This is a genomic window from Acinetobacter sp. BY419, from assembly GCF_019038395.1.
Taxonomy (GTDB): Bacteria; Pseudomonadota; Gammaproteobacteria; order Pseudomonadales; family Moraxellaceae; genus Acinetobacter.
In genome coordinates, this window is sequence record NZ_JAGFXZ010000013.1 from 34,427 (window position 1) to 46,338 (window position 11,912).

The 11,912-nt window shown below is 43.4% G+C and carries 10 protein-coding genes; 2 read left to right on the top strand and 8 right to left on the bottom strand.

What is annotated here, in order from left to right; all coding sequences use genetic code 11:
* Positions 1–380 precede the first annotated feature (380 nt).
* The 3 genes from KUG37_RS06990 to lipA form a co-directional block, all read right to left on the bottom strand.
* A complete protein-coding gene (locus KUG37_RS06990) occupies positions 381–767 on the bottom strand; it encodes a carboxymuconolactone decarboxylase family protein (RefSeq protein ID WP_216934447.1) in 387 nt (128 codons plus the stop codon).
* Between the two features lie 169 nt (positions 768–936).
* Entirely contained in the window at positions 937–3,441 is a 2,505-nt protein-coding gene (locus KUG37_RS06995; RefSeq protein ID WP_216934449.1) for an acyl-CoA dehydrogenase, read from the bottom strand.
* Positions 3,442–3,786: 345 nt separating this feature from the next.
* Positions 3,787–4,800 (bottom strand): lipoyl synthase, encoded by a 1,014-nt coding sequence (gene lipA / locus KUG37_RS07000; protein WP_216934451.1) that lies wholly within the window; start codon positions 4,798–4,800, stop codon positions 3,787–3,789.
* 214 nt (positions 4,801–5,014) lie between these two features.
* Here lipA and sthA point away from each other — a divergent pair, with 214 nt between their 5' ends.
* Positions 5,015–6,430, top strand: coding sequence for a Si-specific NAD(P)(+) transhydrogenase (gene sthA, locus KUG37_RS07005; RefSeq protein WP_216934453.1), 1,416 nt, complete (start codon positions 5,015–5,017; stop codon positions 6,428–6,430).
* 139 nt (positions 6,431–6,569) lie between these two features.
* Here sthA and KUG37_RS07010 read toward each other — a convergent pair whose 3' ends face one another.
* From KUG37_RS07010 to KUG37_RS07025, 5 genes are all read right to left on the bottom strand, one after another.
* On the bottom strand, positions 6,570–6,899 hold the full coding sequence (locus tag KUG37_RS07010; protein ID WP_216934455.1) for a four-helix bundle copper-binding protein: 330 nt from the start codon (positions 6,897–6,899) through the stop codon (positions 6,570–6,572).
* Positions 6,900–7,326: 427 nt separating this feature from the next.
* On the bottom strand, positions 7,327–8,292 hold the full coding sequence (locus KUG37_RS07015) for a TauD/TfdA family dioxygenase (protein ID WP_216934458.1): 966 nt from the start codon (positions 8,290–8,292) through the stop codon (positions 7,327–7,329).
* A gap of 178 nt (positions 8,293–8,470) precedes the next feature.
* Positions 8,471–8,605 (bottom strand): hypothetical protein, encoded by a 135-nt coding sequence (locus KUG37_RS14835; protein ID WP_302052316.1) that lies wholly within the window; start codon positions 8,603–8,605, stop codon positions 8,471–8,473.
* Positions 8,598–9,812, bottom strand: coding sequence for an MFS transporter (locus tag KUG37_RS07020; protein ID WP_216934459.1), 1,215 nt, complete (start codon positions 9,810–9,812; stop codon positions 8,598–8,600). The genes KUG37_RS14835 and KUG37_RS07020 overlap by 8 nt, the downstream gene beginning before the upstream one ends.
* Before the next feature lie 155 nt (positions 9,813–9,967).
* The gene (locus KUG37_RS07025; RefSeq protein ID WP_216934462.1) at positions 9,968–11,041 is read right to left on the bottom strand and encodes an OmpW family protein; all 1,074 of its coding nucleotides are present in this window, start codon (positions 11,039–11,041) and stop codon (positions 9,968–9,970) included.
* A 447-nt stretch (positions 11,042–11,488) separates the two neighbouring features.
* Between KUG37_RS07025 and KUG37_RS07030 the strand changes: the two genes are divergently transcribed.
* Entirely contained in the window at positions 11,489–11,668 is a 180-nt protein-coding gene (locus tag KUG37_RS07030; protein WP_064095505.1) for a hypothetical protein, read from the top strand.
* The last annotated feature ends 244 nt before the right edge of the window (positions 11,669–11,912 follow it).

Sequence of the window (11,912 nt, forward strand, 5' to 3'; positions counted from 1 at the left end):
TTAGAGAACAATTTTAGTCAGAGAGGCGGTTCATATTAAACCGAATCCAGAAACACTGATTTTCTATCTAAAAGTAAAAGCCGGGAATTTAAAAACTCCCGGCTTTTTAGAGTTCTTTCATAAATCATTTTTCAATCATTAACCATTATCAAGGAAATTCCCTCTTTTTATAGGAAAAGTTAAGGAGAGGTTTTATAAAAAATCTCCTCATCCTCTTGCGAAGCAATGCTCTCGTTCCTTAAGGAAAAGGAACTTTAAATCCTATTTTAAATATTAATCAGTAATCAATTTTTTGATTGATGAAACTCTTAAATAGCCTAAGCCGATTTTAAACGCTCTCAGGCCTCTGTAATGTCCAAACCTGCCTTCATCTTTAAATTCTAGTGATTTGCCTGATATTCCTGAATCACTTCAAGCGCCGCACGAAAGGCTTCCTGAGTTGCCGGTGCGCCGCAATATGGCAGGCTATGGAGTAACACTTCCTGAATTTCCTCAACCGTCGCGCCATTATTCAGCGCACCACGAACATGGCCTTTCAGTTCAGTTGGGCTTTTTTGAGCTGTAAGGAAGGCAATGGTAATTAAAGAACGGTATTTACGTGGTAATACACCTTCACGTTGCCAGGTTGAACCCCAGGCATGTTCATTAATCCAGTCCTGTAGAGGCTGGGTAAAAGTCACGGTATTTTCCTGTGCACGTTTGACGAAACTTTCACCCATGACTTCAGTACGAACTTTCAGGCCATTTTCATAATCTTGTTGTGACATGGTTTACCCTCAATTTTCTTATAGGACTAGCTTAGTACTTTTAATGCGAAATACCATCGTGCAATAGTCGTAAAAAAGTGGCTGAAAAGCCACTCGGAAAGATTCCAAAGTGAAGTATTGAATTACCACCCCACTTTGGAAGTTATGCCACCTTTGATCAAAGTTTAATTTAAGGTGAAGTTGAGTGCGAAGGATCGCTTTGAACAGAGGTATCGGTTCCTGTGGCATCAGCCTTGATGAGATACGGATTTTTAAGCTCCAGAATTTCCTGTAAATGCAGATCAAAGATATCAGTCAACATACTGTCATAACGACGTGTATTATAGTGAAGCAGTTTTTCTGCTTCTTCATCATTAATAAAGCCATATTGCTGTGCATCTGCCACATGCTCGGCAAAGCTTAAACCCTTAAACTGACCTTTGTTTTCAGCTTTTTTAAAGCGATCCCAAAGCTGTTCAATATCCAGTAACATAGTGAAAGTCGATTCCATGCGTCCGGTTACATCAGTTTCATGGGTGTTGTAATAGACATGCTTCTTCAATGCCTGACGGAATGCGTTATCTTCCATCATGCTATTTGCAACCTGCTGTTTGAGCTGGTCTGAAGGTTTCTGTACGGGACGGCCAAATGGGAAACATAACAGTTTGACCATGCCTGCTGCTGCACCCACCGGGAAGTTGGTAAACAGATCATAAAATGCTTCCTGCGCCGTATAGAGTGACTTTTCTATTGCAAGCTGTGCATGTAAACGTTCATCTTCAGTCTTTTTGCTATGCTCAAAATACTTCAGAATAGAGGATGCAATAAACAGATGAGCATGAATATCGGCTAGACGTCCAGACAGCATTTCTTTGCGTTTGATATCGCCTGCCAGCAAACCCAGACACATATCCGCAGTTAAGGCAAAGTTGGCACTCAGCCGGTTAATGACCTTGTAATAAGGGCGGGTAAAGTCAACCGCACTTTGCGGTGCTGCACTTGAACCACCGGTAAAGGCGTAGGCAAAGGAGCGGGCGGTACGGTTAAAGGTATAACCCAGATGCTTAAACAGTAAATTGTCAAAAGGGTTGAGTGCTGCTGCCGGGTCTGCAGCCTGCAAGAGTTGTAATTCTTCATATAGATAAGGATGGCAACGCATTGAACCCTGGCCAAAAATCATCAGGGAGCGACTGAGAATATTCGCACCTTCAACAGTAATGGAGACTGGAATCGCCTGATAATAAGGTGCCAGAAAATTACGTGGTCCCATCTGAATGGCGCGGCCACCGACCACGTCCATACCGTGATTCACCACCTTACGCATTCCTTCAGTGGCATAGTATTTGGCAATCGCTGTCATCACAGCAGGCTTACCGCCCTGATTAAGGCCACACGTCACCAGATAACGAAAAGCTTCCAGCATATAGGTATCACTGGCGATTTCACTATTGGCTTCCTGAACACCTTCAAACTTGCCGACTGAAATTTTAAATTGCTGACGGATTCGGGAAAAAGCCCCGACATTTAAATAAGTCATTTCCGCCGTAGAAGTCGAGAGTGCCGGTAAGGAAATGCCACGACCTACAGCCAGACATTCCATCAGCATGCGCCATCCTTTACCGGCATTTTTTACGCCACCAATAATCCAGTCCAGAGGAATAAATACATCTTCACCTTCAACTGTACCATTCATGAAAGGCGGGCCGGGATTATGACGAGGGCCTACTTTTACACCTTGGTGACTGGCAGGGAGCAGGGCACAGGTAATGCCATATTCAGTCTGCTCACCCAAAAGATGATCCGGGTCATACATTTTAAAGGCCAGACCTACCACGGTTGCAATGGGTGCCAGCGTAATCCAGCGTTTGGAAAAATTCATTCTCAAGCCTAGGACTTCCTGACCTTCAAACTGGCCATAGCAGACCACACCCGTATCGGGAATGGCGCCAGCATCAGAACCCGCTTCCGGACTGGTCAGGCCGAAACAGGGAATCTCTTCACCTCGCGCCAGGCCCGGCAGATAACGGTTTTTCTGCGCTTCGGTACCATAATGCAGCAACAGTTCACCCGGACCCAGAGAGTTCGGCACCATGCAACTCACGGCTGTGGTAAGGGAACGTGAGGAAATCTTGCTCATCACCCGGCTTTGGGCAAAAGAGCTAAATGCACGACCACCGTATTCTTTGGGGATGATCAGACCTAAAAAGCCATGCTCCTTGATATATTGCCAGACATGATCAGGCAGCGCTTTCTGCTCATGAATTTCCCATTCATTCAGCATGCTGCACAAGGTTTCAACTTCATTGTCGAGAAAAGCCTGTTCTTCTAGCGAGAGTTTCGGATAAGGATAATTGTTAAAGGTTTCCCAGTTTGGCGCACCCATAAACAGTTCTTTTTCCCACCAGCTGGTTCCGGAGTCGAGTGCTTCACGTTCTGTCGGACTGATACTCGGCATGGCACCGGCCAGCACTTTATAGGCCGGTCTGGAAATGAATGACATACGCAGAGGCTTGATCATCACCACGAGGCTAATCAGGATGAATGGAATGCCGAGAATCAGCGACCATGGGCTAATAAAGGCACAGACCACTGACATGACCATCAGCACGATTGCACCCGCACTACGCGAGAGCTGAAAATAGAATACAGCCCATAAACTCAGTAACAGCAGTAGCACAGCGAAAATAAATGACATTGTTATATTTCTCCAGATTTATACAACACTGTCTTTGCCGGGATCTCTCAGGACTATTTCACCACTATTCATTCATTTTTAGTCGTTTGAGGATCAGACAGGTTCAGTATTACATTTGTGAGAATGATCTTTTTCAAGTATTGCAATGTTATGTTTAAGTCTTTCATCTATTTTGAGGTTGTTTGAAAAATGCTCAGTCTTCAAGTGAGAACGCGCAAAGAAATGTGAAAATAAGTAATGACTTAATCTTAGCTTAAACTAAAAAATAGCCTTTAATACTGAAGAAAAATTAAATTGAAGACATAAAAAAGCCCTCTACAGAAGAGGGCTTTTATTTAAACAGGGTTAAGCTTCAATGGTTTGAACAGCAATTTTCTTGGCAGGGTCAGTTTTGCGACGCACTGCCGGCACTGGTTCGCCGTAGTATTGGCGGTCGGCAAAGTAACTTGAACGAACCATTGGAGCCGCCCAGATGTTGCGGAAGCCCAGTTTTTGGCCATGTGCAGTATAACGTTCGAATTCTTCAGGAGTTACGAAGCGATCAATCGCTGCATGTTCTTTTGAAGGCTGTAGATACTGACCAATGGTCACATAGTCCACGCCATGTGCATGTAGATCATCAAGTAATGCAATTACTTCTTCTTCAGTTTCACCAATTCCGACCATCAAACCACATTTAGTCGGTATATCCGGGCAGTATTCTTTAAACATTTTCAACAGGTTTAAAGAGTGCTGATAATCAGAACCTGGACGCATGGCTTTGTATAAACGCGGCACTGTTTCGATATTATGGTTGAACACATCTGGCGGACATTCAGTCATGATGCGCAGGGCAATATCCATACGGCCACGGAAGTCTGGTACCAGAATTTCCAGCAAGGTATTTGGGCTTAATGCACGTGCTTCCTTAATACAGTCGACGAAATGCTGTGCACCGCCATCGAGTAAATCATCACGGTCTACTGAAGTGATTACCGCATATTTCAAACCCAGGTTGGCAATGGTTTCAGCCATATGACGCGGTTCATCTGCATCGAGTGCATTCGGACGGCCATGCGCTACGTCACAGAACGGGCAGCGACGGGTACATATATCCCCCATGATCATGAAGGTGGCAGTTCCCCCACCAAAACATTCAGGCAGGTTTGGACATGCGGCTTCTTCGCACACCGTATGTAATTTTTGCTGGCGCAGTGTGGTTTTGATTCGTTGAACTTCTTCAGGTGCCGCCATTTTTACCCGGATCCAGTCCGGTTTGCGTGGCGTTTCAACCGTAGGAACAACTTTTACAGGAATGCGGGCAAGCTTTTCCGCGCCGCGAAGTTTGACACCCTGTTCTGGTTTACGGTTTTCAGACATATTCAACTTTTCCACTGTTTTTGAAGGGGGAGATACTCAAAGATAGCGCGTTTATTATAACGGACTTCATTATAAATAGGGCAAAAAGGGGTATTCATTTAAAAAATGTTCTCATCAAATAATATATGCGAGTTAAATACACCAAATCAACAGGATTTACGTCATAATATGCACTAGATTAAAGTGAAATGTTTTTAATTTTAAGGAGCGTTGAATGCCACGTAAGAAAGAGGTCGTTAGTGGGGCTTTCGTTAAGTATGATGCGGTAGTTCTAGGTTCAGGCCCTGCGGGCGAAGGCGCGGCAATGAAACTTGCCAAATCTGGTAAGCGTGTTGCGATCGTTGAGATGCGTGAACAGCTTGGTGGTAACTGTACCCATGTCGGTACGATTCCAAGTAAAGCATTGCGTCAAACGGTATCCAGTATTATCCGTTATCAACGTGATCCACTGTTTCAAAAAGTCGGTGACTGGAAACAGTTCACCATGAAGCAAGTACTGCGTCATGCGCATAAAGTGATTCAACAACAAGTAGATACACATTCGCGGTTCTATGATCGCAATAAGATCGACATTTTTCATGGTCGTGCCTACATTCAGGATCAAAACACCATCTTTGTGTTTACGCCTGAAGGTATTAAAGAAACCTTAATGTTTAAGCAGTTGGTAATTGCGACAGGTTCACGTCCTTACCGCCCAGACATCCTGGATTTCAATCACCCGCGTGTATTTGATTCAGACAAAATTCTGGATCTGGATTATTCCATCCAGAAAATCATTATTTATGGCGCGGGCGTCATTGGTTGCGAATATGCCTCGATCTTTATCGGTCTTGGACATAAAGTTGATTTGATCAATACCCAGCACAAACTCTTAAGCTATCTGGATGATGAAATTTCTGATGCACTGTCTTATCACTTGCGTGAACAGGGTGTACTGATTCGTCATAATGAACAGATCGACTTTTTAGAAACATTTGACGACCATGTCGTCATGTATACGCAAAGCGGCAAGAAAATCAAAGCCGATGCAATTTTATGGTGTAATGGCCGTTCAGGTAATACCGATGGTCTGGGGCTGGAAAATGTCGGCCTAAAACCGAACAGCCGTGGTCAGTTGACTGTAAATGATCAATATCAAACCGAAGTTGAGAATATCTATGCTGCCGGTGATGTAATTGGCTGGCCTTCGCTGGCCTCTGCTGCCTACGACCAAGGTCGTTGTGCGGGTGCAAACATGAGCGGTGAAAAAGATGTTGCGCCGGTCACTGATATTCCAACAGGGATTTATACCATTCCGGAAATTTCTTCGATTGGTAAAACTGAACAGCAGTTGACTGAAGAAAAGATTCCATATGAAGTGGGTCAGGCATCTTTCCGTCATTTGGCACGTGCACAAATTACCGGTGATACCATGGGCGAATTAAAGATTCTGTTCCATCGTGAAACGCTGGAAGTTTTGGGTGTACATTGCTTCGGTAATAATGCCTCTGAAATTATCCATATTGGTCAGGCGGTCATGAACAGCCCGAACAATACGATCAAGTACTTTGTAGAAACTACGTTTAACTATCCGACGATGGCGGAAGCTTATCGTGTAGCGACATTAAATGGTATGAACCGTTTATTCTAAACCAGATATTGGGCTTAGACAGAAAAACCCGTAAGTGAATGCTTGCGGGTTTTTTAGCTGGATGGTTTAAATCAGAGGGATATTACAAGTATTGACCGGTTCAATTTAAGACCAAGAACAAGTGGATTAAATTGAATTTTTAAGCAGCCATTTTGCGGCATTGTTCCGCACAGTGGCGGCAAGCCTCGGCACATTGCTGGCAGTGTGCATCCTGATGATGACCACATTCTTCAACACAGTAATCACATGCTTTCGCGCAAAGTTCACACATCTCATGCATGAATGGAGACTGCTTTTGTTCCATACGGGCACAAAGCTGACAGATATCGGCACACTCCAGACAGCGCTGGATACATTCCCGCATCATCTCCAGATCCTCTTCTTTAAGACAGGCACTGGCACAGTTGGCACAGGCCAGTGAACAGCGCATACAAGCCTGCACACAATCTGAAAATTGAAGCTCATTCATCTGCTTATCCTCTCCATATTGCTATTGCTGATTTTCTAATACGTTAAGCAGAAAAAGGAAAATACACTAGGCAGATTAGGTGAGGAAAAGTAAACAGGCGCTCTGTTATGTTAAAAGATTTACTGAATCAAATGTTGTATTCAGAACCAGGCACTTTTATCAGAATTCTTTTATAAATCATTTTTTATAGCCTTTCCCTCATCTTCTTGCGAAGCGGGGTTTCTCATCCCAGGGGGAGAAGGAACTTTAAATCTGCATTTAAATATGAATATAACGATCATTTTTTGATTTATGAAAGATAATTTATTGTTGGGGAAAATAAAAAACCATTGAGCCGGTCAAAGTCTCAATGGTACAAGATCCACATTCTAAGTCATTATTATTGAAGGTTTTAATGACCTTTCTTGTTGTTTTGATTTCTTGTTTTTTAAAAAGGACGGCTGCCTGCCAGACTGATGCGTTTTAACAAGCGACGCTGCTCGGCCGGGAAAGGTCGGCGGGAGTGTAAAGTCACCTGGTTGTCCCAAAACACAATATCGCCAATTTCCCAATGATGTTCATAAGCGTACTCCGGTTTGGAGACATGCTCACGTAATCTGGAAATCAGTTCGCTGCCAGCCTGATCGTCATAATTGACCAGCTCGACTTCGGTATGCGTGTTCAGCCATAAAGCTTTACGACCGGATTCAGGGTGAGTGCGTACCAGTGGATGCGGATAGGCGTGACTTAATACTGGCTGATCTTTAAAGCGGTATAGCGGGCTGTTCCCATAGCCTTGATCATCAGCATGATCTCTGGTTTTTTTACGGCGTACGAAGGGGTTATAGGTAATCAGTTGCAGTCCATTAATTTGCACCTTGGTTTCTTCATCAAGTGCATCATAGGCTTTAATGGTATTGATCCAGCTGGTCTGGCCGCCGTCCTGAGGCAGTTCAATCGCATACAGGAAGGAACCAAAAGACGGTAAGGGTGTCCATTGATGATCGGCATGTGGATTGAGTTCACCATGCCCGGTGTAATCTCCTTGACCGACGGCATTGGAAACCGCAACGACATCAGGTGGAACACCGCTATCCGATTGCGCAGCCAGTACCGGCGTATCTGCACCTGGGCGGAAAATTGATCCGAAATAGGTGGAAAACGCCAGGTACTGTAAATCATTCAGACTTTGGTGTTTAAAGATCAGAATCAGATGCTCGGCCAGTGCCTGTTTTAATTTTAGAATGGTTTCAGATGACTGGGCTTTACGTGCATCCAGACCATAGACCACTGCGCCCAAGGCTTGGCCGGTTTGCGGCACAATTTTGATTTCATCCGGATGTTGCAATTGATCTGGCTGATGCCAGCGTGGAGCATCATGAATGGCTTGCGAAAGTTGGGTTAAACTGGTCATTATAAAGTCTCAAAGTTTTCTTGTTGATGAGAATCTAAGAAAACTCCGAACTGAAATAAAATCAAAAGAAATGATAAGTTTATGAATAGTCTTGTATTTTTATTATTTTATTGATTTTGAAGCATTTAACTTATTGTGCGATAGATTGCGTCTTTTTTGCTGATGCTATTTTAGCAGTTTAATGGGCGCAGAAAGCCTGATTAAAATATTCAAACAGCTCAGGTGTTTGAAACCACAGTGCAATCGACAAAGCGAGTAAGAGCAACAGCGTCACAGCAATCGAGATTTTGAGTTTCAGTAGAGAATCAGTCATGGACGATTTGCTCCTCATTGACCCAGAAATGTACCAGTACACCAAAAATGCTGAGGACAATTGACAGCATCCACACCACATTATAATTGCCACTCAAGTCATGGTTGACTCCGCCAAGCCAGCCACCAAAGAATGAGCCAACCTGATGGGCAAAGAACACAATACCACTGAGCATGGTCAGATATTTAACACCAAACATATTTGCGACAATGCCATTGGTCAGCGGAACGGTCGATAACCAGAGTAATCCCATAATGACACCAAAGGCATAGACTGTCCATGTACTCAGGGGCAGTATCAGAAAGGCAATAATCGCGATCCCGCGCAAGCCATAAAGGCCCATCAGCAGATGCGGTCTGGAATATTTTCCACCAAGCCAGCCGGCCGTATAGGTGCCCACCACATTAAACAAACCGACTAGCGCCAGAAAAATCGTGCCTGTCGTGGCATTAAAACCATGATCAATCAGATAGCCGGGCAGATGAATGCCAATAAACACCACCTGAAAACCACAGACAAAAAAGCCCATCGCCAGAAACCAGAATGGTTTATGATTTTTCGCCACCACCAGAATCTGTTTAAAATTGAGTGAGGCCTTATTTGGTGTAAGGCTTGCATTCGGGGCAACATACATCGGTGCTTTCAGCATCCAGGCTAAGGGCACAATCAGCGCAATTAAGATAGCACTGACCACTAGTGCCCCTGACCAGCCGAAATTCTGTAATAGCAGCAGAGTCGAAGGCAGCATGATAAACTGGCCAAAAGATCCGGCCGCACTGGCAATTCCCATGGCCATACTGCGTTTTTCTGGCGGTGCTGCACGTCCGACGGCAGATAATAAAACCGAAAATGAGGTGGCTGAAAGGGCCAGACCTAAAATTAACCCCATACTGAGATTGAGTAGCAGCCCGGTCGAGCTGACTGCCATCAGGAGCAGGCCGATTGCATATAAGGCTCCGCCTACAGCAACGACAATCTTGCTGCCATATTTATCAGCAAATGCTCCGGTAATTGGCTGAACTGCACCCCAGATCAGGTTTTGCATGGCAATGGCCAGGCTAAAAACATGATGTCCCCAGCCAAACTCTTCACTCATCGGTACCAGATACAGGCCGAATGCATGACGTACGCCCAGTGACAATGCCAAAATAATGGCAGAGCCAATGAGCATAAAAACCAGAGATTGGGAAAACTGACTGTCAGCCATACATCATTCATGCCTATAAATTTGATAGGTATAGTATTCGATTCGAGCAATAGAGACGATTAAATAAAAATTGATCAAAAGATAAATTTTTTTTATTAATATCATTCGCGAAAAAAAACGGCCGGAGCCGTTTTCTCTAAAAAGTAGAAATTAACTTAGAAGCGCATTCCAAATCCGGCATAGGCCAAAATCGGATTAATTTCTATATCAGCTTTGGAACGAATCAGCTCACCCAAAGTGGCGTCAGTCACTGTAATGGTAGTGTCATTTTTTAGATGCGCATAAGAAATAGAGCCGACTGCAAACCAGGTGTCATTAAAGTCATAGCTAAAACCAAGGGTCGCGACAGGTGCAAAGGTGTCTGATGCTTCCAGGTCTACTTTTGGATTGGCTGAACTTGGTGTGCCATCCAGGGAAGCACCTGCTTTGCCTTGTTTAATATTGGCAATCATATGGCCAGCAGCGATCAGGTCCTGCTCGGTACGTGAGTTAATTTCCAGTTCATTGAAGTAGGCATACATGACACCTAAGCCGACATAAGGCCGGAATTTATTGACCCCAGTTTTACCAAAGTGATACTGGAATTCAAATGCCGGTGTCCAGGCGCGAGCCGAAGCGGTTGGGCCATAAGCTTCCAGATCGGTAATCAGAATATCATTTTTCAATTCAATGGCGGGCAGGTCGATAACTCCTAAATTTGGTGTAGCAAGCGCAGAGAAAGGCGCATAGATTTTACCACTACCTTGCAGATCTACTTTTGGTGGAATGCCGGCTTTGATTTCAAAAGAAATATGATCGGTAAAATAATAGTTGGTCAAAATACCGAGGGTAGTCACATCATCTGCTTCCAGACCTGTACCGGGATTACTCCAGCTTTCCAGTCCATAGATTTGAGCTCGCCCACTAAGGTCTTCTGACAGTGTTTCTGTACCGAGTAAATCCAGAAAATTGACAAAAACAGAGGATAGATTTGGATCCATGTTTGGATCAAGATTATTTTTGACTGAGTTAATTGAGATGTTACCAACTCGTGATGTTTCACCATTCTTAACGGCTGTATTGACTGCAAATGGTTGCGCTTTGCCTTGCGGCATCACATGCAATGCACCTACTGATACCGAAAAGCGCTTAAAGCCATCGCCATCCTGTAGGCTAAAATAAGGGGAATCTGCATGCGCAACCATAGGTAAAGTGGCCAGGCCTGCCATACATGCCAGTATTGTTTTCATTGATTTGGAACTCCATGTCCAGTGTATTTATTCGTTTTTCTAGTTCATTAATTATGTGAATTACATTTAAAAGTTCAGTTGTAGAACAATAGGCCGAAAGTTAATCGATCGTTAATATTGGTAATAGATGTATATTTTTTGTTTATAGGTATTGAGTTTTAAAAATAGAGAATGAAAAAAAAGAATGGTTTTAACCTTTCGCTTAAATATAAAAGTGAAGAAAACTTGCCCTTGAAAGCGGCAAAACTTTCATGGTGTGAAGTTTGATTACTAAAGATGGATAGTTGAGTTGAGCTAAATTTCAAGCTGAATTATTTCAAGCATTTAGCGTAATTGGCTTATGTGGTTTTTCCTAAAAACAAGATCAAATGAATTTATCCAAGATCCAACTACCCAGTTGACTGAGTTTTTTTGTACAATAGCTGCATATATTATTGAGTGAATCACATGAGCACCCAAACGACTCCCAAAAAAAAGCCCCTGGTTAATTTACCTTTCCCGATCAAACAAGCGGAGCAAAATGCTGCAGAAGAAGTTCTGGAAGATTTAAGACCAAGACCGCAGCGTTATGCTGACCGTACCTGGATGCCACCACGTGGTACTCGTCGTTCAATGGGCAAACGCTAATTGATCAGACTCAAAAAGCTATGATAGATCATGGCTTTTTTGTGGAAATTTTCAGGGAGTTTGCGATTAATATTTTCATCTTTCCATCGTCCTGATCACGAAAAAATAGAATTCTGATTTATCCAAATCTTTTGCAACTTTATTTTTTTGATCGAGCAAATGAAATACTAGGCTCTCTAAACAACAATCAACATAAAACTTCGGCTTGATCTATTTCATATTCAATATTTTAGCTGATCAAAAA